Source organism: Paraburkholderia sp. AV2 (genome assembly GCF_054968425.1).
Map to the genome: position 1 here is coordinate 33804 of NZ_JBANLK010000042.1, position 26012 is coordinate 59815.

21 protein-coding genes and 1 pseudogene are annotated in these 26012 nt (G+C 65.4%); 15 read left to right on the forward strand and 7 right to left on the reverse strand.

What is annotated here, in order from left to right:
- The first annotated feature begins 96 nt into the window (after nt 1-96).
- Nucleotides 97-834 carry an OmpA family protein gene (locus V8683_RS24090; RefSeq protein ID WP_411192747.1) on the forward strand — a complete coding sequence of 246 codons (738 nt, stop codon included), beginning with the start codon at nt 97-99 and terminating at the stop codon, nt 832-834.
- 51 nt (nt 835-885) lie between these two features.
- Here the strand turns inward: V8683_RS24090 and V8683_RS24095 are convergent, their stop codons facing one another.
- Nucleotides 886-1440, reverse strand: a complete 555-nt coding sequence (locus tag V8683_RS24095; RefSeq protein ID WP_411192748.1) for a DUF4142 domain-containing protein — start codon at nt 1438-1440, stop codon at nt 886-888.
- A 362-nt stretch (nt 1441-1802) separates the two neighbouring features.
- On the opposite strand from V8683_RS24095, the gene V8683_RS24100 reads away from it, so the two are divergent.
- From V8683_RS24100 to V8683_RS24130, 7 genes are all read left to right on the forward strand, one after another.
- Nucleotides 1803-2570, forward strand: a complete 768-nt coding sequence (locus tag V8683_RS24100; protein ID WP_411192749.1) for a class II aldolase/adducin family protein — start codon at nt 1803-1805, stop codon at nt 2568-2570.
- Between the two features lie 122 nt (nt 2571-2692).
- Nucleotides 2693-3739, forward strand: coding sequence for a 2-dehydropantoate 2-reductase (locus V8683_RS24105; RefSeq protein ID WP_411192750.1), 1047 nt, complete (start codon nt 2693-2695; stop codon nt 3737-3739).
- A gap of 206 nt (nt 3740-3945) precedes the next feature.
- Nucleotides 3946-4737 (forward strand): hypothetical protein, encoded by a 792-nt coding sequence (locus V8683_RS24110; RefSeq protein ID WP_411192751.1) that lies wholly within the window; start codon nt 3946-3948, stop codon nt 4735-4737.
- 356 nt (nt 4738-5093) lie between these two features.
- Nucleotides 5094-8543, forward strand: a complete 3450-nt coding sequence (locus tag V8683_RS24115) for a transglutaminase family protein (protein ID WP_411192752.1) — start codon at nt 5094-5096, stop codon at nt 8541-8543.
- Between the two features lie 50 nt (nt 8544-8593).
- The gene (locus tag V8683_RS24120) at nt 8594-11206 is read left to right on the forward strand and encodes a circularly permuted type 2 ATP-grasp protein (RefSeq protein WP_411192753.1); all 2613 of its coding nucleotides are present in this window, start codon (nt 8594-8596) and stop codon (nt 11204-11206) included.
- Nucleotides 11203-12090, forward strand: a complete 888-nt coding sequence (locus V8683_RS24125) for a transglutaminase family protein (protein WP_411192754.1) — start codon at nt 11203-11205, stop codon at nt 12088-12090. The genes V8683_RS24120 and V8683_RS24125 overlap by 4 nt, the downstream gene beginning before the upstream one ends.
- A gap of 156 nt (nt 12091-12246) precedes the next feature.
- Nucleotides 12247-12987, forward strand: a complete 741-nt coding sequence (locus tag V8683_RS24130; protein ID WP_411192755.1) for a 3-ketoacyl-ACP reductase — start codon at nt 12247-12249, stop codon at nt 12985-12987.
- 75 nt (nt 12988-13062) lie between these two features.
- On the opposite strand, the gene V8683_RS24135 is transcribed toward V8683_RS24130, so the two are convergent.
- The gene (locus V8683_RS24135) at nt 13063-13962 is read right to left on the reverse strand and encodes a LysR family transcriptional regulator (RefSeq protein WP_411192756.1); all 900 of its coding nucleotides are present in this window, start codon (nt 13960-13962) and stop codon (nt 13063-13065) included.
- A 120-nt stretch (nt 13963-14082) separates the two neighbouring features.
- Between V8683_RS24135 and V8683_RS24140 the strand changes: the two genes are divergently transcribed.
- The 5 genes from V8683_RS24140 to V8683_RS24160 all read left to right on the forward strand — a co-directional run bounded on the left by V8683_RS24140 (nt 14083) and on the right by V8683_RS24160 (nt 18792).
- Nucleotides 14083-15276, forward strand: a complete 1194-nt coding sequence (locus tag V8683_RS24140; RefSeq protein ID WP_411192757.1) for a M20 aminoacylase family protein — start codon at nt 14083-14085, stop codon at nt 15274-15276.
- 63 nt (nt 15277-15339) lie between these two features.
- The gene (locus V8683_RS24145) at nt 15340-16641 is read left to right on the forward strand and encodes an MFS transporter (RefSeq protein WP_411192758.1); all 1302 of its coding nucleotides are present in this window, start codon (nt 15340-15342) and stop codon (nt 16639-16641) included.
- A 126-nt stretch (nt 16642-16767) separates the two neighbouring features.
- A complete protein-coding gene (locus V8683_RS24150; RefSeq protein WP_411192759.1) occupies nt 16768-17853 on the forward strand; it encodes a porin in 1086 nt (361 codons plus the stop codon).
- A 49-nt stretch (nt 17854-17902) separates the two neighbouring features.
- Nucleotides 17903-18253: a BON domain-containing protein gene (locus V8683_RS24155; protein WP_411192760.1), complete on the forward strand. Its 351-nt coding sequence runs from the start codon at nt 17903-17905 to the stop codon at nt 18251-18253.
- A gap of 140 nt (nt 18254-18393) precedes the next feature.
- Nucleotides 18394-18792, forward strand: coding sequence for a VOC family protein (locus V8683_RS24160; protein WP_411192761.1), 399 nt, complete (start codon nt 18394-18396; stop codon nt 18790-18792).
- 31 nt (nt 18793-18823) lie between these two features.
- On the opposite strand, the gene V8683_RS24165 is transcribed toward V8683_RS24160, so the two are convergent.
- From V8683_RS24165 to V8683_RS24185, 5 genes are all read right to left on the reverse strand, one after another.
- Entirely contained in the window at nt 18824-19633 is an 810-nt protein-coding gene (locus tag V8683_RS24165) for an IclR family transcriptional regulator (protein WP_411192762.1), read from the reverse strand.
- 62 nt (nt 19634-19695) lie between these two features.
- Nucleotides 19696-20427 carry an SDR family NAD(P)-dependent oxidoreductase gene (locus V8683_RS24170; RefSeq protein ID WP_411192763.1) on the reverse strand — a complete coding sequence of 244 codons (732 nt, stop codon included), beginning with the start codon at nt 20425-20427 and terminating at the stop codon, nt 19696-19698.
- Between the two features lie 14 nt (nt 20428-20441).
- Nucleotides 20442-21755: an MFS transporter gene (locus tag V8683_RS24175; RefSeq protein ID WP_411192764.1), complete on the reverse strand. Its 1314-nt coding sequence runs from the start codon at nt 21753-21755 to the stop codon at nt 20442-20444.
- 66 nt (nt 21756-21821) lie between these two features.
- Nucleotides 21822-22349, reverse strand: a complete 528-nt coding sequence (locus V8683_RS24180; RefSeq protein ID WP_027796931.1) for a 2,4'-dihydroxyacetophenone dioxygenase family protein — start codon at nt 22347-22349, stop codon at nt 21822-21824.
- Nucleotides 22350-22438: 89 nt separating this feature from the next.
- A complete protein-coding gene (locus tag V8683_RS24185; RefSeq protein ID WP_411192765.1) occupies nt 22439-23092 on the reverse strand; it encodes a VC0807 family protein in 654 nt (217 codons plus the stop codon).
- A gap of 342 nt (nt 23093-23434) precedes the next feature.
- Between V8683_RS24185 and metE the strand changes: the two genes are divergently transcribed.
- The gene (gene metE / locus V8683_RS24190) at nt 23435-25729 is read left to right on the forward strand and encodes a 5-methyltetrahydropteroyltriglutamate--homocysteine S-methyltransferase (RefSeq protein ID WP_411192766.1); all 2295 of its coding nucleotides are present in this window, start codon (nt 23435-23437) and stop codon (nt 25727-25729) included.
- 45 nt (nt 25730-25774) lie between these two features.
- Nucleotides 25775-25960: pseudogene (locus tag V8683_RS24195) on the forward strand (epoxyqueuosine reductase QueH); the annotation flags it as partial.
- Between the last annotated feature and the right edge of the window lie 52 nt (nt 25961-26012).

Genomic DNA, 26012 nt, shown 5'->3' on the forward strand with positions numbered 1-26012 from the left:
AAACTTTTCATCGTGCAAGCCGTTAGCCTTGGGTCACGGCCTCAGTCTCTGCCGTCTTTGCGCCGACTCCCCATTCAACGCTTTGCACGATAAAACATGAAACCCGCTATTTTCCGTGACGACATTGGCAACCGGCGCCGCCGCATCGCAATCGAACTGGCGGCGGGTGCCGCGCTCGCAGCCGCCGCAGGATTGGGCGGCATCGCGCCGGCTTCGGCGCAGGTGATGGTGCTGGCGCCGCCGGCGCCGGTCTATGAGGCTGCGCCGCCGCCGCGCGGAGGCTACATGTGGACGGGCGGCTACTGGGCCTGGCAGTACGGTCGCTACGTCTGGGTGCCGGGCCACTGGGTCGTCGTTGCCCGCGGCGTGGCCGCGCCGCCCCCGCCGCCCGCGCCCGTCGCGCAGGTGATGCGGTTGTCGGCCGATGCCTTGTTCGCGTTCGACCGGGGCAATCTTGCGGACATCCTGCCGGGTGGCCGTGCCGAAATCCGCGACGTCGCGGCGAAGCTTAGTGCAACGCGCTTCGGCCATATCGAAGTCCGCGGGTATACGGACCGTCTGGGTTCGCCGGCATATAACCTGGAACTGTCGCAACGTCGCGCGGATGCGGTGAAGGCGCTGCTCGTGCAGCAGGGCATCCCGGCCGGGCGTATCGATGCGCGCGGTCTGGGCGCGCAGGATCCGATCACGCACTGCTCCGACAATCAGGCGCGGGATAGCCTTATTTCGTGCCTGCAGCCCGACCGGCGTGTCGAGATCGTCACGTTCGCGCGGACCGGCGAGCGCTACGCGCCGTCGGGGCCGCCGCCCGGGCCGGGGATGGCTACGCAGTGATGCGCGCGCCGGCCCCCTCATCGAGCGAGCCGGCGCATTCGGGATGATCGATCAGCCCGCGAGATGCTTACGCTTGGCCAATTCCTGCGCCTTGGCGTAATCGGCCTGGATCATGGGCAATGCGGCGGTAGCCGCCTTCTTCAGGCCCGCGTCGCGGCCCGATGCGATCTCGGCCTGGAAGGCCGAAAGCGTCTTCTGCTGGCCGTCCAGCGCCACCTGCTCGATATATTTCTTGTCGAAATCGGCGCCGCGCAGATCCTGAATGCCGGCCAGCGTGGCCGTGTCGGGATCGTTGGCCGGCACATCGACGCCGCGCGGGCTCGCCGCGCGCAACGAATCGGAAAGCTTCGTATAGTCGGACACCAGCTTTTCGGCGAAGGCCTTCACGTCACGGTCGGTGGAACGCGAGTCCGCAATGCGCGCGGCATCGCGCTGGGTCGCAACGGTCTGGGTGCCATCGCTGATGAAGGTCTTGTCGGCGGCATGCAGTTCCCCGGCGTCGGATGTGGTGGGCGCCGCCGGGGTTTGAGCATGGGCGTTGAGCGCAACGGCGCAAAGGCCGAAGGCGGACGTGGCAAGGATCGAGGCCAGCGAGAGGCGAGTCATAGAAAGCTCCATTCTGCGTGGTTGGTATCGACTGCACCGGCGCGGCCGCAGCCAGGGCGGCCTTGCGCGGGACCGTCGGGCCGGATGGGGATGACCCGGAGTGGCTGCCCAACGGTCTGACGAATTCTAGAAACTCGCTCCGGCGGTAGGTGAAACGATGGCGTCGCTTCTGTAACGGTTGGTAACGATGCAGGCGGCATCGCGGGCACCTTGGGCGCTGCACAGGGTTGTCGCGTACCCGACAGATTTCGCGTGCCAATATGCCGATCATGAGGGCTCGCTTCGGTCCAGCGCCGCATCCTGGCAAGGACTCAAGCACGCAACGACGTCCCACACCACAACCCCTGATCCGGAGACAAACCGTGAGCGCATTGCAATCCGACGTGAAGCAGACCGTTTCCCCCGCCGAATGGACCGCGCGGGTCAACCTCGCCGCCGCCTACCGGCTCATCGCGTTGTTCGGCTGGGACGACCTGGTTTTCACGCATGTTTCGGCGCGCGTGCCGGGTCCCGAGCATCACTTCCTCATCAACCCGTATGGGCTGATGTTCGACGAGATCACGGCGTCCTCTCTCGTGAAGGTCGATCTGGAAGGGCGCAAGGTCATGGACTCGCCTTACGAGATCAATCCGGCCGGTTTCACGATCCATAGCGCCGTGCATGCCGCGCGCGAGGATGCGCTGTGCGTGATGCATACGCATTCGGTGAACGGCGTGGCGGTTTCGGCGCAGGAAGAGGGCCTTCTGCCGCTCTCGCAGCAGTCGCTGGGCGTGCTCGCGTCGCTGGGGTATCACGATTACGAGGGCATCGCGCTCAACGAAGAGGAGAAGCCGCGTCTCGTCTCCGATCTCGGCAGCAACACCTACCTGATGCTGCGCAATCACGGTCTGCTGACGGTGGGCAAATCGGCTGCCGACGCATTCGTCGCGATGTACTTCTTCGAAGCCTCCTGCATGATCCAGGTGCGTGCGCAGGCCGGCGGCGGCGCGCTGCGTTCGATCCCGCAGCCCATCCTCGCCGGCATCAAACGCCAGATCGTCGAGGTGACGCGCGGCATGAGCCCGGGCGCGCTCGTCTGGCCGGGGCTGCTGCGCCGTCTCGACCGCGCGAATCCCGGTTACGCGGAGTAAGGGTTGGGCCGCGCAGGCCGACCTGCGCATCGATCTGCCGGAATGCGGCCTGCATGCCCGGCGAATGTTCGGGGAGCGCTGGTGAGGCGCATGCCGCACGCATGGTGTACTGAGGCAGGGAAATGGCAAGGATCTGTATCTATGGCGCCGGCTCGATCGGCGTGTACCTCGGCGGCCGGCTGCTCGCGGCCGGGAGCGATGTCGTGTTCATCGGACGCGAGCGCATGGGCGGGCTGCTGCGCCAGCATGGCGTCGGTCTCACGCACTACAGCGGTCAGCGCTGGCTGGCGGCGCCTCATCAGGTCGACTATGCGACGGACGCCGCCGCGGCGGCATCGGCCGATCTCGTGCTCGTCACCGTGAAGTCGGCCGCCACCGCCGAAGCCGCTGCGGAACTCGCGGCGGTGCTGCGGCCCGGCGTGCCGGTCGCCAGCTTCCAGAATGGCGTGGGCAATGCCGACGTGTTGCGCGCCGCGTTGCCGAACCATCCTGTGCTGGCGGGCATGGTGCCGTTCAACGTGGTCGAGCGCGGCCCGGGCGCTTTTCATCAGGCCACGGCGGGCGCGCTCGAAGTGCAGCGAGCCCCGACGCTACAGCCGTTTCTTGCCGATTTCAGCCGGGCGGGCCTGCCGCTCGTGGAGCACGACGAGATGCTGCCGGTGCAGTGGTCCAAGCTTCTCCTGAACCTGAACAATGCGATCAACGCCCTGGCGAACCGGCCGCTGAAGGAGGAACTCGCGCAGCGCGCCTACAGGCAGTGCCTTGCCATGGCGCAGCGCGAGGCCCTCTCGCTCTTGAGCGCGGCAGGCATTCGTCCTGCGCGGCTCACGCCATTTCCGCCGCACTGGATTCCCCGGCTGCTCGCCCTGCCGGACGCCTGGTTCGAACGTCTTGGCCGCCGCATGCTGACGATCGACCCGCTCGCGCGCTCCTCGATGTCCGACGACCTCGCGGCGGGCCGCAAGACCGAGATCGACTGGATCAACGGCGAGGTGCCGCGCCTGGCCGACCGGTTGGGCCGCAAGGCGCCCGTCAACGCGCGCCTGTGCGAGCTGGTGCGCGAGGCCGAGCGGGCGTTGACCCGTCCATCGTGGTCCGGCGCCGATCTGCTGGCGCAGTTGCGTGCGGCTGCTGCGGGCGCACGTGCCGGGGAACTGGCGCGTGCCTGAAGCTTTTTAATTCGCATAACTGATGATTTTTCGGCGCAGAGCACTGCCATAGCGCCGCTGCGGGCTTTCGTGCGTTACCCCACACATGCCGTGCATGACCCCGTGCCAGAATCCGCAGACCAGGCTCGCGGCTGGGCGGGCAGGCCAGAAAATCATTCGCGTCGCAAACAGGTGGGCGCATCTGAGACGGCATACAGGGGGCACGAATGGAGGCGATCGGCTTCGGGCAGTGCGTGAAGGGCGCGTGGCGCGACGGCTGGCGCTATGTTCAGCATCGGCCCGGCCTCGTGACGTTGATGTTCGTGCTGGTATGGATGGCGTCCTTTGTCGAGGGCGTGCTGAAGCCTGATCGGCGCCCGCCGTTCCGGGTCATCACGTATGTTCCACTGGGTGCGTTCGAACTGGTCAAGATCGCGCTCCTTGCGACGCTGACGGTGCACGCGCTGCGCTTCGTGCTGCTGGGCGCACGCGAGGCGGACTCGGAGCCGCTCTTCGGTCGAAACTACTGGCGCTATCTCGGGCTGATCTATGTCTTGTGCCTCTTCGTGCTGGCCCTCGCGGCCATCGGCTTCGGTCTCGGGGCCGGTGTCGTGTGGCTGCTGGCGGCGAGGCACCACCTCGGATCGCCCATCCTCATTCCAGCCTTGATAGGGCTCGGCATGCTCGTCGCGATGTGCGTGGGCTTCTTCCTGCTGATGCGGCTCAGCCTGCTGTCCACGCATGTCGCTATCGGTGGAGGCATGCGGATTCGGGCGGCATGGGCCGACACGCGCGGACATTGCTGGAGCATCTGGCTGACACAGATGGCCGCCACGCTGCCGATGCTGGCGGTGTCCGGTGTGGCGATGCTCTGCGAGGTCGCGGCGCGGCGCCACGGCATTGGCGGCATCAATGCGATCAGCGGGGCGATCGTCGGCATCGCCTCGGTCTTCGTCAGCGCCGGATGTGGGGCCTGGCTGTACCTGCGTTACGCCGCTGCGCTTGCCGCGCAGCCGTGAGGCGCGGCGCTTCGCGCCTGCGCCGTCCTTCGATGGTGCGCCGCGCGCGCGCACTGCACCGATCCGGTGCGTCTGCCCGTGCCGGCTGCTCACACGTTTCTCTTCTTCGGCACTGAACACGAGCGTTCCCTCGTGAAGCAGGGGGTATGTCCCCTTGCGCGTGCGATGTTGCGCGCAACCCCAGGTTGGCATGGAAGCTGCGTACACCTGGGGCCTCGCGTCGATCGCGAACTGTCACATTCCGGTACCAACATTGCAGCGAGCTTGCCCGATTCCGGCCGGCCATGCCGCGACTCAAAGAAGCGACAGGCGCGAGGCAGGACGTCGGTTCACGATGATCTGATCAGGAGCCTGGTGTGTCTATTCGAGTCGCGCTGAATCATGTCACGCACTATCGCTACGACCGGCTGGTGCATCTCTCGCCGCAGATCGTCCGGCTGCGGCCCGCTCCGCATTGCCGCACGCCGATCCTGTCGTACTCGCTGCGTATCGAACCTGCCCAGCACTTCGTCAACTGGCAGCAGGATGCTTTCGCGAACTGGCAGGCGCGGCTCGTTTTCCCGGCGCCCACGCAGGATTTCAAGGTGACGGTCGACCTGGTCGCCGAAATGGCGGTCTACAACCCGTTCGATTTTTTCCTGGAACCGGAAGCGGAGCAGTTCCCCTTCGTCTATCCGGCCGGCCTGCAGCGCGAGCTCGCGCCCTACCTCGTCAGGCGCGAGCCCACGCCGCGCTTCGCGAGCTTTGTCGAGAGCATCGACCGCACGCCGCGCAAGACGATCGACTTTCTCGTGGAGCTGAACCAGCGGTTGCAGCAGGAGATCCGCTATCTGATCCGCATGGAGCCCGGTGTGCAGACGCCGGAGGAAACGCTCGCGCTCGGCTCGGGCTCGTGCCGCGACAGCGGCTGGCTGCTCGTGGAAACGCTGCGTCAGCTCGGGCTGGCCGCGCGCTTCGTTTCGGGCTACCTGCTGCAGCTTGCGCCGGATGTGAAGGCGCTGGACGGCCCCAGCGGCACCGAAGTCGATTTCACGGATCTCCATGCCTGGTGTGAAGTCTATCTGCCGGGCGCGGGGTGGATCGGCCTCGATCCCACCTCGGGGCTGCTGGCCGGCGAAGGCCATATTCCCGTGGCGTGCACGCCGGAGCCGGGTAGCGCCGCGCCGATCTCGGGCGCCGTGGACGAGTGCGAGGTGGAGTTCGACCATGGCATGTCGATCACGCGCGTACTGGAAACGCCGCGCGTGACGAAGCCGTACAGCGACGAACAATGGGCTGCCGTGCTGCACATGGGCGGCCATATCGACGCGCAGCTTGCGGAGATGGACGTGCGGCTCACGATGGGTGGCGAGCCGACCTTCGTTTCGGTGCGCGACCGCGACGCGGCCGAGTGGAACACGGACGCACTCGGTCCCACGAAGCGCGGCTATGCGACCGCGCTGATGAACAAGCTGCGCGCGCGCTATGGCGCGGCCGGCTTTCTCCACGTCGGGCAGGGCAAGTGGTATCCGGGCGAGCAGTTGCCGCGCTGGGCGATGTCGCTCTACTGGCGCGCGGACGGCGAGCCGTGCTGGCACGACCCCTCGCTGTTCGCCGACGAGCGCGAGCCCGAGCCGCGCACGGCGGACGACGCGAGCCGCTTCATCGGCCACCTCGCCAGCAAGCTCGGACTGGACGCGCAACATATCCAGCCGGCCTACGAAGACACCTGGTATTACCTGTGGCGCGAGCGCCGGTTGCCGGTGAACGTCGATCCGTTCGATTCGCGCCTCGACGACGAGCTCGAGCGCGTGCGTCTGCGTCGCGTGTTCGAAGCTGGACTTCCGGCCGTGACGGGCTACGTGCTGCCGCTCGCGCGCGAACAGGAAGGTTCGCTGGCGGGCCCGCGCTGGGTGACGGGGCCATGGTTCTTCCGCGACGAACGCCTGTACCTGATTCCGGGCGATTCGCCCATGGGCTACCGCCTGCCGCTCGAATCGCTGCCGTGGGTCTCGGCCACCGATTATCCGTGGCAGCACACGCACGATCCGTTCGCGCCGGCCGTGCCGCTGCGCCAGGCGGCCGAGCTGCGCGCGCAGTATCGCGAGGAAGGGCGGCCGGCCGCCGGCCCGACAAGCCACAGGAACGAGACGAGCGCCAGCGCGCAGGGCAACGGGGGCGTCCACGGCTTGGGGCCAGACGCGAACCGCATGCCTGCCCGCGGCGAATCGGCGTCCTGGATCACGCGTACGGCGCTGTGCGTCGAGGTACGCGATCCGGCTCGCGCGGCGGGACCGAAGGTCGAGAACGAATTGATCGGCAGTGCAAACCAGTTGCTCTATGTCTTCATGCCGCCACTGACCGCGCTGGACGATTACCTCGACCTGCTGGCCGCCGTCGAAGCGACCGCGTCGGACCTCGGCATGAAGATTGTGATCGAGGGCTACCCACCGCCGCGCGACCCGCGCCTGAAGCTGCTGCAGGTGACGCCCGACCCGGGCGTGATCGAGGTGAACATTCATCCGGCTTCGAACTGGGACGAACTGGTCGATCACACGGAATACCTCTACGAGGCCGCGCACGAGTCGTACCTGTGCACCGAGAAGTTCATGCTCGACGGGCGCCATACCGGCACGGGCGGCGGCAACCATCTGGTGCTCGGCGGCGCGACGCCGGAGAACAGCCCGTTCCTGCGCCGTCCCGACCTGCTCGCGAGCCTTATCGCGTACTGGCATAACCATCCCTCGCTGTCGTATCTGTTCTCGGGGCTCTTCATCGGCCCGACGAGCCAGGCGCCGCGCGTGGACGAGGCCCGCAACGATCAGCTCTACGAACTGGAGATCGCGTTCCGCGAGCTGCAACGCCAGCTCGATCTGCTCGCGGAAATGGGCGCGGGCAGCCGCGTGCCGCCCTGGCTCATCGACCGCACGCTGCGCAATATCCTGATCGACGTGACGGGCAACACGCACCGCGCCGAGTTCTGCATCGACAAGCTCTATTCGCCCGACGGCCCCACGGGCCGCCTCGGCCTGCTGGAGCTGCGCGGCTTCGAAATGCCGCCGCACGCGCGCATGAGCCTCGTGCAGCAACTGCTGCTGCGCGCGCTGGTGGCGCGCTTCTGGAGCACGCCTTACACGGCGCGCCTGACGCGCTGGGGCACCGAGCTGCACGACCGCTTCATGCTGAGCACGTTCGTACAGATGGATTTCGACGACGTGCTGGCCGACCTGCGCGCAACGGGCTATGCCTTCGAGCGCGAATGGTTCGCGCCGCATTTCGAGTTCCGCTTTCCGCTGGTAGGCGAATTGCACGCGAGCGGCCTCGCGCTCACCGTGCGCAATGCGCTGGAACCGTGGCACGTCATGGGCGAGGAGGGCTCGGCGGGCGGCACGGTGCGCTATGTCGACTCTTCGGTGGAGCGGCTGGAAATACGCGTGCTGGGACTGAACGACCATCGCCACGTGGTGACGGTCAATGGCGAGCCGCTGCCGTTGCAGCCCACCGGCCGCGCGGGCGAATACGTGGCGGGCGTGCGCTTTCGGGCGTGGGCCCAGGCATCCGCCTTGCATCCGGCCATCGGTGTGCATGCGCCGCTCACGATCGATGTTGTGGATACCTGGACGAGCCGCCCGGTCGGCGGATGCCAGTATCATGTGGCTCATCCGGGTGGGCGTAATTACCAGACGTTTCCCGTGAATGCCTACGAAGCTGAAAGCCGCCGCCGCGCGCGCTTCTTCACGATCGGTCATACGCCGGGACCGGTCGAGGTGAAGCCGCTCGAACGCAGCCTGGAGTTTCCGTTCACGCTGGATCTGCGCCGCTCCTGAATTCCGTGCCGCGACCCGGGGGCACGCCAGTTAGTCGAGCCGATACGAACTTGTCATTCCAGTCGATCCTGCCCTTCGACGCCACGGCGTCCCTCGCTCACGCGCCGTCGAGCCTGCGTCTGCTGCCGCCGCGCGCCGGGCATTGGGACGAACTGCGCGACGAGAGCGGCGCGCTGCGCGAGCCATGGCGTCAGTTTTTCGAGCTGCTGGGCGAGGAGGGCGCGGCGGGGCTGGACAAGGTGCGCGACTCGGTGGCGCGCCAGGTGCGCGACAACGACATCAGCTACAACGTTTATGCCGACAAGGGCGAGCCGCGTCCCTGGGCGCTGGACCTGCTGCCGTTCCTGATCGACGACGCCGAATGGGCGCACATCGAGCGCGGCGTGATCCAGCGCGCGCGGCTGCTCGACGCCATCGTCGCCGACACCTACGGCGCGCAGACGCTGCTGCAGCGCGGCCTGCTGCCGCCGGCCCTCGTGTTCGGGCATCCGGGCTATCTGCGCCCCGTGAAGGGCTACCGGCCGCCGGGCGGCGGCTACCTGCAGATCGTCGCCGTCGATCTCGCGCGCTCGCCCGAAGGCACGTGGACTGTCATGTCGCATCGCACGGAGGCGCCCTCGGGTCTCGGCTACGCGCTCGAAAACCGCCTGATCGTGTCGAGCCTCTTTACGGACGCGTTCCGCTCGATGCGCGTGCGCCGCCTCGCGCCGGCCTACTCGCAGTTGATCGGCACGCTGGCCGAGGCGGCGCGCACGACCCTGCGCGCGGACGATGCCGGCGCCGCACCGCATATCGCATTGCTCACGCCGGGTCCGTTCAGCGAGACCTGGTTCGAGCACGCATTTCTTGCGCGTTATCTGGGCGTGACGCTCGTGGAGGGCAAGGATCTCACGGTGCGCGACGACAAGCTGTACCTGAAGACCTTCAACGGCCTCGAACGCGTGCATGCCGTGCTGCGCCGCCTCGACGGCGTGTTCTGCGACCCCGTCGAGCTGCGTGCCGACTCGACCATCGGCGTGCCGGGCCTGCTCCAGGTGATGCGCGCGGGCAATGTGGTGGTGTCGAACGTGCCGGGCGCGGGCTTCGTCGAATCGCCCGCGCTGCACGGCTTCATGCCGGGTATCGCCGCCGCGCTGGGCGAGACGCTCGCGCTGCCGAGCGTGCCGACCTGGTGGTGCGGCGAAGCGGCGGCTCGCGAGGCGGCCTTCGCGCAGCTCGACGAAGCGTTCGTCGTGCCGACGTGGCCCGCTTCACAGTCAAATTCGCAGTCAAACTCGCAGTCCGGCCCGCCGCCCGGAAGCGCCCCGGGCATGGCCGCGGGACGCCAGCCGTTGGCGACATGGTGCGAACGTATCGACCGTGCCGCGGACGCCTTCACGATCCAGGCGCCGCTCGCTTACTCCTGCATGCCGCGTTACGAGGACGGCACGCTGGCGGGCCGCCCTTCGGTGCTGCGCGTCTACGCGATTGCCGATTTCGCCGGCAACTGGCGCGCGGTGCCGGGCGGCTTCACGCGTCTCGCGGCGGAACGCCAGGCCACGGAGTCGATGCAGCTTGGCGGCAGCAGCGTCGATACGTGGGTGCTTTCGAAGCAGCCCAGCCCGCCGTTTACGTTGCTGCCTTCGCCCATGAAGCCGGGCGACCTCGCCACGCGCCGGCATCGCACCGTATCGAGCCGCGCGGCGGAGAACCTGTTCTGGTCGGGCCGCTATGGCGAGCGCGCGGAGAACGGCGTGCGCCTGTGCCGGCTGATCCTGGGCTCGCTGGAAAGCAACGATGCCGACACGATGTTCGCGTCGTTTGTCGAGCTCGCCTCGCTGGGCTCCCTGATCCCCGCGGGAGAGACGGCGGTGCGCGGCTCGCCGCATGCGTTCGAACGCGCGCTCGTGGCGAGTCTTGGCGAATCTTCGAACGTGCCCGGCATCGGCTATTGCCTCGCGAGCCAGGCGCGCGCCTGCGGGGAAGTGCGCGGGCGCCTCGCGAACGACCACTGGCGCACGATACTCGCGGCGCGCAATGACTTTCGCGACGCCCTGGCCCGCTTTGCGCCCGCGAGCGCCGGCGAACGCTACGACCGCGTGGCGCTCATGGACGTGCTCGAACGTCTCGCGACGCAGCTTTCGGCGATCAGCGGCGCGCAGGGCGACCGCATGACGCGCGACGAGGCCTGGCGCCTGCTGTTCGCGGGCCGCCATATCGAACGCCTGTGGGCGATGAGCACGTTCCTGCGCACGGTGGCGGCGAACGGACTGCTCGCCCGCCCGGAGGGCTTCGACGTGCTGCTGCAACTGTTCGACTCGACGCTCACCTACCGCTCGATGTACCCCGGGCGGCTGGAGGTGCCGGCGCTGCTGGACCTGCTCGTCATCGACGAGACCAATCCGCGCGCCCTGTATGGCGTCTACGTGCGGCTGCGCCGCAAGCTCGCGCAGATCGAGGAGTCGGCGGGCGGCACGTCGCGGCGGCCGTTCCGCGAGTTGATGCCCGAAGCGGCGACGCTGCCCACGCTGGAGCCGCTATGCACGACCGATCCGGGCGGCGGCTATCCCGTGCTCGTCGAGGTGTGCGAGCGGCTGTGCGCGATCGCGATGGCGGCTTCCACCGAAATCAGCGCACGCTACTTCAGCCATGCGGCGAGCGCCGCGCAGCAGGGGGGCGCATGAGTGGCCCCGTGACGCTCAGCGTTTCCCACAGTACGACCTATCGTTATTCCACGACCGTGGCGACCGCGCAGCATCTTGCGACGATCCGCCCGCTTGCCTGCGCATGGCAGCAGATCGTCTCGCATACCGAAAGCATCGAACCTTATCCTGCTTATTTGTCGAATCGCATGGACGCATTCGGCAACGACGTGCTTTACTTCGCCCTCGATATTCCGCACGAAGCACTATGCATGACGAGTGAAACGGTCGTACAGCTATCACCCCGCCGGGCTGCGCTCGACGCCTCCACGACGCCCGCGTGGGAGCAGGTGGCCGAAGGTCTGCGCTATCGTGCGGGCACGCCTTTTTATCCGGAGTCCGAATTTTGCTTCGCATCGCCGAACGTCGTTCCGAGTCCCGAGCTGCGCGCCTATGCCTTGCCGAGTTTCCCGCAGGACATGCCGATCGCCCAGGGCGCCATCGACCTGATGCATCGCATTCATGCGGACTTCGCGTACGAGACCTCGGCCACGGCGTTCGACACGCCTGCCGTGCGTGCCTTCGCAATGCGGCGCGGGGTCTGCCAGGATTTCGCGCAGGTGATGATCGGCTGCCTGCGCTCGCTCGGCCTGCCGGCCCGCTACGTGAGCGGCTATCTGCGCAACGACCCGCCGCCGGGCCAGCCGCGCCTGATTGGCGCGGACGCCTCGCACGCGTGGCTCTCCGTCCACTGTCCGGCAAGCGGCTGGATCGACCTCGATCCCACCAATGACGTTCTTGCCGACCTCGATCACGTGACGCTCGCCATCGGCCGCGACTATAGCGACGTGTCGCTTCTGCGCGGCTCGCTGCTCGGCGGCGGCGAGCATCAGGTGGAGGTGGCAGTCAGCGTACTGCCGGTCTGAACGGCCGGTGCACCGCGCGCCGGGTCCCGGTTTTCGGCGTTTTTACCTACGGGTTAATGCCCATCGTGCGGCGCGCGCGCGGTCGTCAAACTGACTTCCATCCTCCCTGGCTTTTGTTGACTGGCTTATACCCCCCAAAAAATGAAAGGAGGATTTATGGCGAAGCGCATTGCTTACGTAACCGGCGGAATGGGCGGCATTGGCACCGCAATCTGCCAGCGGCTGTTCAAGGACGGCTACACCGTGGTCGCCGGCTGCGGGCCTAACTCGCAGCGTCGCGCGAAATGGATCGAAGATCAGAAGGCACAGGGCTACGACTTCGTGGCCTCGGAAGGTAACGTGGCCGACTGGGATTCGACGGCCGCCGCCTTCGCGAAGGTCAAGAAGGACGTTGGGGAGGTCGACGTGCTGGTCAACAATGCGGGCATCACGCGCGACGTCGTGTTCCGCAAGATGACGCACGAAGACTGGACCGCCGTCATCGACACCAACCTCACGAGCCTCTTCAACGTCACCAAACAGGTGATCGACGGCATGGTCGAGCGCGGCTGGGGCCGCATTGTCAATATCTCGTCGGTGAACGGCCAGAAAGGCCAGTTCGGGCAGACCAACTACTCGACGGCCAAGGCCGGCATTCACGGCTTTTCGATGGCGCTCGCGCAGGAAGTGGCCACCAAGGGCGTGACGGTCAACACCGTTTCGCCGGGCTATATCGGCACGGACATGGTGCGTGCGGTCAAGCCCGAGGTGCTGGAGAAGATCGTGGCCAGCATTCCGGTACGGCGGCTTGGGGCGCCGGAAGAAATCGCGTCGATCGTCGCGTGGCTCTCGTCGGACGACGCGGGCTTTTCGACGGGCGCCGACTTCTCGCTGAACGGCGGCCTGCACATGAGCTAAGCGGCAAGAGCGCCCGGGGTTTGTCGAGGTTTGCCAACCGGGCGCCTTGTTGTTCCGTCGCCCACAGTCGCCGCCTCAGTCGTGCATATGCGCAAACACGAAATTGCGCAGCATTGGCATCAACGGTGTTTCGCTGCGTCCCGCCAGCGTCACGATGGCGAGATTGGCATGGCCGGGGCCCGACGGGCTGATCGGCAACTCGACCAGTTCGCCCCGCGCGAGACGATCGCGCGCCGCCGCGAGAATGCCCAGGAAGATCGCGTCGCTTGCCAGCGCCACCTCGATACACGACATGATGTCCTCACAACGCAGCGTGATCAGTTGCTGCGGATCGCCTTCGGGCCCGAAGCGCTCGCGCATCCTGCGTGACGCCATATCGCTCAACACCGTCGACACGATCGGATATTGCCGCATCTGAGCGAGCGTGACTTCGGCCTGCCTCGCGAGCGGATGCTGGCCACGGGCGATAAAGCCCGCGCGCAGATCGGGCAGCCGCTCGATCATCAGGTCCGCGGCCGCACCTAGCGAATGCATGTCGACAACGATCGCGTCGAGTTTGCGCGCGCGCAGCGCCTGCAACTGCAGCTCGATCGCGCCGCGCGCGATGCTGAGCTTCGCGCGCGGATAAGTATTCGCGAAATGCAGCATCAGCGGCACCGTCAGCAGCACGCCTGGCCCGGAGCCAAAGCCGACACGCAGCGGCGTCTCGACACCCTGCCGCAGCCGGCTCCCGCTCTGCATCAGCTCCGTGGTCTCGAACACGATATGCCGCGCGCGCTCGACCACGGTCAGCCCGAACGGGGTGAGCTCATTGCGCCGCCCTATCCGGTCGACCAGCTTCTCGCCCAGTTCCTCCTCCAGCGCCTGGATGCTGCGGCTCAGCGCCGGCTGGGTCACGTGGACGCGCTGCGCCGCTTTGCTGAACGACTGGGTGTCGGCGAGCGCAATCAGATGCTGGAGTTGGGCGAGGTTCATGCTGTGGCCAGATGAATAGTCTATGAGTCATGGTAATGCTGATCCATAGAATTATGCATTGGAATTATTATTTTTCGATATCTACCATGGTCGGCGTTCCCCTCACCGCGAGCCCGATATATGTACGCTGAAGAACTCTTGCAGGACGTGCGGCGTCATGCCGACGAATACGTCTCGATCCGGCGCGATATTCATCGCCATCCCGAATTGTCGTTTCAGGAGCGACGCACCAGCGACCTCGTTGCCGATAGGCTGCAGGCGTGGGGCTATCGCGTCGAGCGCGGGCTTGGCGGCACCGGCCTCGTCGCGCAGTTGCGCCGCGGTAACGGCACGCGCGCGCTCGGCATTCGCGCCGACATGGATGCGCTGCCGATCCACGAAGCGACCGGGCTCGCCCACGCGAGCTGCCATGACGGCGTGATGCACGCGTGCGGCCACGACGGCCACACGGCGATGCTGCTCGGCGCGGCCCGGACGCTCGCTGAGCGCGGCCGCTTCTCCGGCACGCTGAACCTGATCTTCCAGCCGGCCGAGGAATACGGGAAGTCCGATAGCGGCGCCGCGCGGATGATCGACGACGGCCTGTTCGACAAGTACCCGTGCGACGCGATCTTCGGCATGCACAACGCGCCCGGCGTTCCTCAGGGGCATCTGGTGTTCCGCGACGGGCCGATGATGGCATCGTCCGACAAGGTGGCGATCGCGATTCACGGCTGCGGCGGCCACGGCGCTTCCCCGCACCGCGCGAACGATCCGGTCGTCGCGGCCGCGACCCTCGTGACGGCGCTGCAGACCGTCGTGTCGCGCAACGTCGACCCGCAGGACACTGCCGTCATCACGGTGGGCCTAATGCAGGCGGGTACCGCGAACAATGTCATTCCGCAAACCGCGCGCCTCGAACTGACCGTGCGCGCGCTCAAGCCCGAGGTGCGCGCGCTGCTCGAAAAACGCGTTGTCGAACTCACGCACTCGATCGCGCAAGGCTTCGGCGTGACGGCCGAAATCGACTATCAGCACGGCTACGCGGCACTCGTCAACACCACGGCCGAAACGGAATTCGCATGCCGCGTGGCCGTCGAACTCGTCGGCGAGGAGCGGGTGACGCCGCAAGGCCCGGCGCTCACCGGCAGCGAAGACTTCGCGTTCATGCTCGAACGGCGCCCCGGCTGCTATCTGCTGATCGGCAACGGCAACGAGAGCGGCCCGACCGGCTGCATGGTGCACAACCCCGGATTCGATTTCAACGACGATAACGTCGCCGTGGGCTCGGCATACTGGACGCTGCTTGCGGAACGCTTCCTCATGGACTCCTGAACGAACCACGCGCCCGCAACCGCGGGCTCACAAAAAAGAAGAGAGGCAACGAGGAGATATCCGATGAACAACACGACTGCGCAGGCGGTCCCGGCCGGGACACGCCATGCCCCCGTTTCGCGTAGCGTTGTCGTCGCGACGGTGGCCGGCAACGCACTCGAGTTTTACGACTTCGTCACTTACGCGTTCTTCGTGGTCTATATTGGCCGCGCATTTTTTCCGTCCACCGTGCCGCTCGTCAGCTTGCTGACATCGGTCGCGGTGTTCGGTGTCGGCTTCTTCACGCGGCCGCTTGGCGGGATCGTGATCGGCGCCTTTGCCGACCGTGCGGGCAGACGACCCGCGATGCTGCTGACAATTGGCCTCATCACGTTCGGCACCCTGGGTCTTGCGCTCACGCCGTCGTACGCGACGATCGGCGTGGCCGCGCCGGTGATCGTCGTGCTGTGCCGGCTCGTGCAGGGCATCGCGCTTGGCGGCGAGGTCGGTCCTTCAACGGCGTTTCTCATCGAGATCGCGCCGCCCGGCAAGCGGGGGCTCTATTCGAGCTGGCAGCTCGCGAGCCAGGGCGTGTCGTCGCTCGCCGCCGGCATGGTCGGCGTAACAGTGTCGGCGTTGCTGACGAAGGCGCAGTTGCAGTCGTGGGGTTGGCGCGTGCCGTTTGCGCTCGGCCTCGTGCTGATTCCCATGGCGCTTTATTTGCGTCGCCGCCTGCCGGAAACGCTCGATCACGGCGATGGCGCGCGAGCGGTCACGACACCTGTCGTGCGCGCTGCGCTGCTCAGGGACAACGCATGGCTGATGACGCTGTGTGTGGCGATCGTGCTCGGCGGAACGGTCTCGACGTATATCGCCCTCTACATGACGACGTACGCGATCACCGTGCTGAAGTTGCCGGCGACCGTATCGATGACGGCAACCGCCGCGTTCGGCGTCGCGACCTTTGTGTTCTCGCTGCTCGGCGGCTGGTTGTCCGATCGTTTCGGACGCAAGCCGGTCATGCTGATCCCACGTCTCGTGTTGCTGTTCGCGATCTATCCGGCGTTCGTGCTGCTGGCCGGGCAAAAGGATCTGGCGAGCCTCGTTGGTGTCACGGTGCTGCTCGCCGGAGCGACCGCCACGAGCGGCGCGGCCGGGATGGCGGTCCTGCCCGAGCTGATGCCGCCGCAGGTGCGCGCGCTCGGCCTCGCGATTACTTACGCGGTGGGCGTTTCGCTGTTCGGCGGAACGACCCAGTTTGTCATTACATGGCTGATCGGATCGACTCACAACCCGCTTGCACCCGCGTGGTATGTGGTCGGCACGAGCCTTGTCACGGCGCTGGCGATACTGTTGTTGCCGGAAAGCCGAGGTCGGCAGATCTAACGCTGAAGCCGCGCGACGTCGCCCACACATCGTGTCGTTCCAATAAATAGTAATACTAAAAATAAAACCCCGCTTGGACGCGATTGATGGCCAAGGGAGCGAGGTTTACAGGAGAGCAACTTCATCATGTCATCGAGTCGAAAATTTTATATCGGATTACTGACTGTTTCGTCAGGTCTGGCCTGTTCAGGCATGGCGCAGGCGCAGAGTAGCGTCACCTTGTACGGCACCGCCGATGCGGGGCTGATCTACACCAACAAGACGCTGAACATGACGACCCTGCAAAATGCCGGCAAGCAGTTCGGGTTCACGGACAGCGGCCTTTCCGCATCGCGATTCGGCATGTACGGCACGGAGGACCTGGGCGGCGGCCTGAGGGCGGAGTTCAGGCTGGAGAGCGGCTACGACACGGGCACGGGAGGCTTTAACGATTCCAACGGCTACCTCTTTGGCCGGCAGGCGTATGTCGGGCTGAAGGGCGGATTTGGCGAAGTGAAGGCGGGTCTGCAGTACTCGCCGTTCGCCGATGAACTGGACGCCCTCGATCCGCGCGGCCTTTCGCAATTCGCAAGCAGCCTCATCATCAACTCCGACAATCTGATCGCCGCCTCCTGGTTCGTGCCGAACGCCGTCTCTTACACGAGCCCCGTTCTTTGGGGATTCCAGGCCGCAGCGATGGTTTCGCTCGGCGGCGTGGCGGGCGATTTCCGGAATGGCTTCCAGTATTCGGGCAGCTTGAAGTACACCAATGGGACCGTCATGGTCAGCGCATCGTTCTTCGAAGCGCAACCCAGCACGGGAAGCGCGTTGGTGACGCCGGTGCCAACCCAGTTTCCCGTCGAGGTAGAGGGGCGCCAGCTTGGCGCGTCGTACAAGATCGGCAGGCTGACGGCCAAGGTATCGTTCGTCAACTACAAGGTGGGCTCGACCTCCAACAACGTCTATGGCGGCGGCCTCAACTTTCTTGTGACGACCCAACTGGACCTGAATGGCGGTGTCTGGTACGAGCAGCAGAGTCGCGTTGCGCAGAACCACTCGCTGCTGGTCGGGCTGGGTACGAACTATTACCTGTCCCGGACCACCACGGTCTACGTGCAGGCGGGTCTCGTCAACAACTGCGGCACGATGGATACCGGCCTTTCCATCGACACGCCGCTTGGCGCAACGGGAACCACGCTGGGTCTGGATTTCGGCATTCGCCACGTGTTCTAGCCGTTGCCGGGTCTATTTGACGAACCATTGCTAGTAAGGAGAACGATAGATGGGCAAGTATTCTCTATTCCGGTTGGCCGTCGCGGCCCTGATCGCGCTGGGCGCGACGAGCGCCTATGCACAGGGCAGCGAAACCGCGGCGTCGGCCGGCCCGGCGCCGAGCGCGAAGCAGATTCGCAAAGCCAACCATCTGCTGGAAAAGCAGATACGTCGCGCGCTGGTCCACGTCAAAGGGCTGGACTCGACCAATGTGGTCGTTGTTGCCCGAGGCGGTGTCGTGACCCTGGGCGGTTCCGTGCCCGATGCGAGTCAGATTCCGCTCGCCATGTCTGGCGCGCAGCGCGTGAGTGGTGTCACGGAGGTTCGCAACAGCCTGCAAGTCCGCATGCCGGTTCCGTGAACGCTGCGATGGCTACTGACAGAACGGTGGCAGCAGGTGTTCAGTAGGATGCGTAGCGGTTGCGGCGGCGCTGTTCCGTTCGTGCTTCGGACCCGCCCGCGGCAACCCTGCCGACCCCACCACCCACCATGGAGAGAAAGATGGATTTCGTTTCGACCAGAATGATCACCGGCGACATCAAACGACTCGTTCGCTTTTACGAAGCGATCGGCCTCGTGGCCACCTGGTACACCGACGATTTCGCGGAACTCTCCACGCCGTCCGCGACCCTCGCGGTCGGCAGTCAACGCACGATGGACCTGTTCGGCGCGGGAGCCGCGACGCCGGCGAGCAACCGGTCGGTCATCGTCGAGTTTCGCGTGGACGACGTCGACGACGAGTACAGGAAGCTGCAAGAGGTGGTCACGGATTTCGTGCAGGCCCCGACAACGCAGCCGTGGGGCAACCGCTCGGTGCTGTTTCGCGATCCCGACGGCAACCTCGTGAATCTGTTTACGCCGGTTAGCGCGGAAGCCATCGCGAAGTACAGCCGCAAGTAATGCGTGTGAGGCTTTTGCGGCCCAGTCGGCATCAAGCGATCGATCGCGGGGCGGGCCCCAGCCGTTGCGCGACCGCATTGCACGCGGCGAGCAGCGGCGCCACATACGTGTCGAGTGGCGTTTCGCTGAGCCTGAATAGCGGAATGCTCACGCTGACGCACGCGATGGGTTGGCCATTCGCACTACGAATCGCGCATCCGTAACAGAAGATCTGCGCTTCATTTTCTTCGCGGTCCTGCGCATAGCCGCGCTCGCGCGTTGCGTCGAGTTCCGCGCGCAAAGCCTCGGGCGCGACGATCGTATTGGCCGTGAGCGGCACGAGCGCTAGGCCGTCGAGCAGCGCATCGCGTGCGGCTTCGTCAACGGCGGCCAGCCAGGCTTTGCCGACCGAACTCGAATACAGCGTCACGCGCGTGCCGATCCGCGAAGCCATACGTACAGCGTGCGGGCTTTCCAGCTTCTCGATGTAGACCATTTCACTGCCGCTGCGCACGGCGAGATGCACGGTTTCCTGTGTCGCATCGCGCAGCGATCGCAGCGCCTCCTCGGCAACGACGCGGATATCCGAACGTTCCCAACTGCGGCTGGCGAGTGTCAGGAGCCTCGGCCCCAGTTCGAACGCGCCGCCACGCGCACTCTCGACCACGAGCCCTTCCGCGATCAGCGCGGTAACGATGCGGTAGACCGTAGGACGCGGAAACCCGCTCGATGCGACCAACTGCGGCATGCCCGGCGCTTCCGTTGCGTCCGCAATCAACTGCAGCATCGTCATGAACTTCGAAAAGGCGGCGGTGCCCGTGGCGCGAGCGGCTTCGAGGGTTTCGGCGGCGGAAGTCGGCATGGTCGTACAGATAAATGTGGAGTGGCGTGACGATGCTGGCGAGGCGCGCCGCCCCGCCACGGTCACGCGATCAGATAACCGCCGTCGACGGGCAGCACCGTACCCGTGATGAACGATGCCGCCGGCGAACAGAGGAACGCCACGGCAGGGCCGATATCGTCGGGCGAGCCCCAGCGGCCGAGCGGCGTGCGCGACAAGATGGCCTGCGTGCGTTCTTCGTTGTCCTGCAAGGCCTGGGTGAGGGGCGTTGCGATCCAGCCCGGCGCCACCGCGTTCACGCGAATGCCTTCCGGCGCGTAGGCGATGGCAAGCGATTTGGTCAATTGCGCCACGCCGCCCTTGCTCGCGCTATAGCCGGGCACGAGCCCGCCGCCGAAAAAGCTCAGCATCGAAGCGGTATTGACGATCGCGCCGCCGCGTTGGGCCAGGAGCGGCCTCGCCGCGGCGCACGTGCGCATCGTGCCGGTCAGGTTCACGTCCAGCACCTGGGCGAACACCTCGGGATCGAGTTCGTCGCCGCGCCGGATGACGCCCGCGCAGTTGACAAGGATGTCGAGCGACGACAGCGAGGCGAACAGCGCGTCGACATCGGCTTTCGAAGCGACATCGAGCGAAGCCGTTTCGATGCCGTCGGCGGCCAGCGCGCTGCGTTGTGCATCGGTGGGCGTGAGGCTGGCTGCGATCACGCGCGCGCCGAGCGCGGCCAGATGGCGCGCAATGCCCGCGCCTATTCCTTGCGTGCCGCCCGTTACGACGGCCGTCTTGTCTGCAAAGAGATCGTGCTGGAAGGTCATGACGGTACGTGCAATCAGGAATGGGTCATGCGGGTTCCGGGCGCGGCGTCGTGCGGCGTCATCTCCGCGATCGGCACGCGCACGACGAACATGTAGACGAGCGCCGCCGCGAATGCCACACCCGCGCTGATCAGAAACGCGTTGACGAACGAATGCGTCTGATCGACCACGAGGCCCGTGATGAACGGCGCGAACGAGCCACCGAAATAACCGCCGAAATTCTGGATGCTGCCGAGCGAGGCCACCAGATGCCGTGGTGCCGCGACGCTCACGAGCGCCCACGCGGCACCGCTTGCCATGTTGACGAAGTACATCGCGAGCGAAAGATAGACGATGGCGAGCGTGAGCGTCGGCGTGTACGCGGCCGGCACCGTGAACACGGCCGCGCCGATCAGCCCGGAGCAGATCGGCCACTTGCGGCTGCGGATCGGCGCCATGCCGCGTGCCATCAGGCCGTCGGCGACGAAGCCGCTCGATAGCATGCCGAGCGTGCCGAAAACATAGGGGATCGTCACGACCCAGCCGGTCTTTGCGATGGTGAGGTGCCGCTCGTGTTCCAGATAAGCGGGCAGCCAGGTGAGATACAGCCACACCATGTAGATGACGCCCATGAAGCCGAAGATCATGCCCCACGTGGTGGCCGATTTGAAAAGTCCGCGCCATTCCGCCGAGGTCATGCGGCGTTCGGCGCGGGCGTGGGGCTCGTCCTCGGTGAGATGCTGGATTTCGTCGGCCCCGAGCGTGACCTCGGCGCGATTGCGATAGGCGAGATACCAGCCGATCGACACGGCAATGCCCAGCACGCCCATCACGACGAACATCCAGCGCCAGCCGAACGCGAGCAGCAGGACGGTGAGAATGGGCGGGGCCAACGCCGGGCCGATCGTCGAGGAGGTGGTGAAGATGCCCGTGGGCCGGCCGCGTTCGCGCAACGCGTACCATTCGCTGACGACCTTGGCGCCGGCCGGAAACTGCGGCGCTTCGCCAATGCCAAGCGCAATGCGTGCCGCGAGAAATTGCGGCAGCGTACGAACGAAGCCGCCGCACAACTGCGCGCAGGACCACACGAGCATGCCGAGACCTAGCATGACGCGCGCACCGAAGCGGTCGAGCAACGCGCCCACGGGCAGTTGCGAAAATGCGTAGGCGAACGAGAAGGCCGAGAGCAGCAGGCCCATCTGCGAAGCCGAGAGACCCAGTTCGCCGCTGACCGAATGATTGGCGATGGACAGCGTGCTGCGGTCCAGATAATTGACAATGCCGGCCAGCGTGAGGAAGGTGAGCGCAATCCACTGAATGCGCTTCAGGCGCGGTGTCTTCGGTTGCATGTCTTGTCTCCGCCGATGCTCTTGTGATGTTTGCGTGCCGCTACTGCATGATGCAATCTGTTTGGCTTACCTGACGAATTGATCGACGTAGCAGGCGCCCAGCCCGACACGCTCATAGTGCTCGCGACACATTTCGAGCTTCGTGAAGACGTCTTCGTAGCCCGTGTGATTGCCGTACGGATCGCAGTAGTACATGACGCCGTTGACCTGGAAATACGTGATCATTTCCTCGACGTCTTCGGGCACGTAAAGCGTGTGCGTTTCCCCCGGCGGTTCGAACACGTAGCTGCCTTCGGTGGCGACCCAGTCATGTTCGAGATAGCGCCAGCGGCCTTTGAGCACCATGCCATGCACGGCTTGCGGATGACGATGGCGGCTCAGCACACCGGACTTGCGCACGCGCAGGAGATTCATCCAGTAGCCGCTGGAGACGTTCAGGCACAGCGGCCGGAACCAGACGTTTTCGGCCTGCGGCACCCACACGCGTTCGTCCTTCGGTATCGCGGATTCGACCACGATCTCGCGCAAGGCTTCAGGCGGGTTGGGAAGCTGATAGGGCGTCATGGCATCGGCGCCGTTCGATGGGGCTGTCATTCCGTCTCCTGTCTGTCCATATAGTGGACATTTGCGCCGTATTGTGGACACCTGCGCTGGGCAGATAGTCAGACGTTTCGAGACAGGTGTCAAGCGTGACCGGTACCCGCTGTTTCAGCGGGTGTTGGCGCGACCTGGCGCTTGAGATAGACGCGCCGATAGAAGATCGTCCAGGCCGTGAGCCCCGTGTATACCGTGTAGCGGATGATCGTGGAGAGGCGGTCGGCCTGGGGATTCGTCATGTAGCTGGAGATCCAGAGCCGGATGATGTTTTCGCTCACGAGGCCGATGCCCCAGACGGCTGTCATGAGCCGGATCGATTTCACCAGGGTGGGGTGGGTCTGCCACATTTCGTCGAATTCGTTTTCTCGCCCGGCGCGCTGACGGGACAGCGTCGATCGTCCGAGATAGAAGACGAGAGGGCGCTTGAATGCCAGCGAGAGCAGAAAGAGCAACCCGATCATGCCGTTCACCAGCGGGTCGCGGGCTTCCCGCAGCCAGCGCGGGGGACCGGAAAGCAGCACGAGCAGTGACAGGGCAATGCCCGCGAGCACGATGGCGCTCAGCGCGTCGAAATGCCGGAATCGCACCAGATCGATCGTCATCCACACCAGCACGGGCAGGCTCGATGCGATCAGCGCGCCCCGCAGCCCGTAAGTGCCGATTGCCATCCAGTAGGCCGCGACGGGCAATGCGACGTTGACGACGAACGCGAGGACATAACGGGCGGAAGGATTCATCATGAGCGTCTGCTGTCTGACCATGGGCTCGCCGTGGTCGTTGCCGTGGTCGTGAATGCCGGCCTTGTTCTACTGGGCCACGCGGAGTCAGAGCCAAGGATAGGCTACTTTTCGGCGCGATGGCCGGTGGTCGGCTCAGGCGCTTATCCTCGAAGCCTGCCAGTCTTGGCGAGCGACTTCGCGGACGATGACGAGATGGATGCGTCCGGGTATGGCGGCAGACCTGAACTGGATGAATGAAGAATTCTAATGAAAAGATGAAATAAATCCATTTTATTTCATGAGATAGAAAACCTATTATCGCTGTCACGACTTTCAACTTCTGTATTCCGGACGGCAGCCCACATGGTCACGACACACAATCTCGGCTTTCCCCGCATTGGCGCAAAACGTGAACTGAAGTTCGCCCTCGAACGTTACTGGAAGGGCGAATCGTCGCGCGACGAACTGAAGGCGCTTGGTGCCGAGCTGCGCGCGCGCCACTGGGACAACCAGAAGGGCCTGGATTTCGTGCCTGTGGGCGACTTCGCGTTCTACGACCAGGTGCTCGACATGAGCTTCACGCTCGGCAACCTGCCGGAACGCGTGCAGGGCTTTCATGGCGACAAGCTCGACAACTACTTCCGCGTCGCGCGTGGCCGTTCGGCCGCTGGCGCCGAAGACCACGCAGCGTGCTGCGGCGGTGTAGCTGCCGGCGAAATGACGAAGTGGTTCGACACGAACTACCACTACATCGTCCCCGAATTCACGGCCGATACGCAGTTCAACCTGGATTTCTCGCGCCTCTCGGAGCAACTGAAAGAAGCGCAGGTGCAGGGCGTGAAGGCCAAGCCGGTGATTGTCGGGCCGCTCACGTATCTGTGGCTCGGCAAGGCCAAGGACGACTCGGACAAGCTCGCGCTGCTGCCGCGCCTGATGGCGGTGTATCGCGCACTGCTGAGCCATTTCAACGCGCTGGGCGTGGAGTGGGTGCAGATCGACGAGCCGATTCTCGTGACCGAACTCGAGCCGGCCTGGCGCGAAGCGTTCATGACGGCCTACGAAGGTTTCGAGCAGCGCAGCGTCAAGCTGCTGCTGGCCACGTATTTCGGTCAGCTCAAGGAGAACCTCGAACTCGCGTGCAGCCTGCCGGTGGATGGCCTGCATATCGACGCGATCAACGCACGTGAAGAAGTCGCGCTCGCCGCGCAGAAGCTGCCCGCGCAGAGCGTGCTTTCCGTGGGCGCGATCAACGGCCGCAACATCTGGAAGACGGACCTGAGCGCCGCGCTGGAATGGCTCGAACCCCTCGCGAAGCAACTGGGCGACCGCCTGTGGATCGCGCCGTCGTGCTCGCTGCTGCACGTGCCGGTCGATCTCGCGAGCGAAACGAAGCTCGACGCGGAAATTCGCTCGTGGCTCGCCTTCGCGCTGCAAAAGCTCGACGAAGTGCAACTGCTTGCCGCCGCGCTCAACCAGGGCCGCGACAAGGTTGCCGCCGCGCTGGCCGCCAACGCCGCCGCGATCGCCGCGCGCCGCAGCTCGCCGCGCGTGAACAATCCGGCGGTGAAGGCTGCGCTGGCCCGTATCGACGCGAACCTCGGCAATCGTCAGCATGCCTATGCAGAACGCGCTTCGAAGCAGGCCGCGATCCTGAACCTGCCGGCGTATCCGACGACGACGATCGGCTCGTTCCCGCAGACCGGCGAAATCCGCCAGGCGCGCAGCCAGTACAAGGCCGGCGCACTCGACGATGCGGGTTATCAGGCCGCCATGCGCGCCGAGATCGAACGCAGCGTGCGCGAACAGGAAGCGCTGGGTCTGGACGTGCTCGTGCACGGCGAAGCCGAGCGCAACGACATGGTCGAATATTTCGGCGAGCAACTCGACGGCTACGCGTTCAGCCAGTTCGGCTGGGTCCAGTCGTACGGTTCGCGCTGCGTGAAGCCGCCTATCCTGTTCGGCGACATCAGCCGCCCGAAGGCCATGACGGTCGAGTGGATCACCTACGCGCAGTCGCTCACGAACAAGCCGATGAAGGGCATGCTCACGGGCCCGGTGACGATCCTGAACTGGTCGTTCGTGCGTGACGACCAGCCGCGCTCGGTGTCGTGCTACCAGCTTGCGCTTGCGATCCGCGAGGAAGTGATCGACCTCGAAAAGGCCGGCGTGCGCGTGATCCAGATCGACGAGGCCGCGCTGCGCGAAGGCCTGCCGCTGCGCCGCGCGCAGTGGGCCGAGTACCTGCGCTGGGCGGTGGAATCGTTCCGCATCACGGCGAACGGCGTGCAGGACGAAACGCAGATCCACACGCACATGTGCTATTCGGAGTTCAACGACATCATTGCGTCGATCGCCGACATGGATGCGGACGTGATCACGATCGAGACCTCGCGCTCGGACATGGAGCTGCTCGACGCGTTCGACAACTTCAAGTATCCGAACGAAATCGGGCCGGGCGTGTACGACATCCACTCGCCGAACATCCCGACCGAAGCGCACATCGTGCAACTGATGCAGAAGGCGGCCGAGCGCATTCCGGCACAGCGTCTGTGGGTGAACCCGGACTGCGGTCTGAAGACGCGTCAATGGGCAGAGGTGATTCCCGCGCTGACCAACATGGTGGCCGCCGCGAAGGCGCTGCGCGCCCAGGCGAAGTAAGCGAGGCATGCCTCGCCGCCAGCATTCGCCGCAAGCGCGGCGGATACGGCGCGCATGATCGAAATCAGCGAGCGGGAATCGTTCTATCAGCAGGAGTACTGCGGCTGTGCCTATTCGCTGCGCGATACCAATCTGCAGCGCAAGGCGCACGATCGCGAGCCGATTCGCATCGGGGTTCAGTACTACGGGCAGAATGGCCCGAACCCGGATGGGAGCGCTGAGGAGCCGTAAAAGGCCAGTTCAAAAAGAGCCCGGAAGGGCTGTTTACTTTCCCGTGAAACGG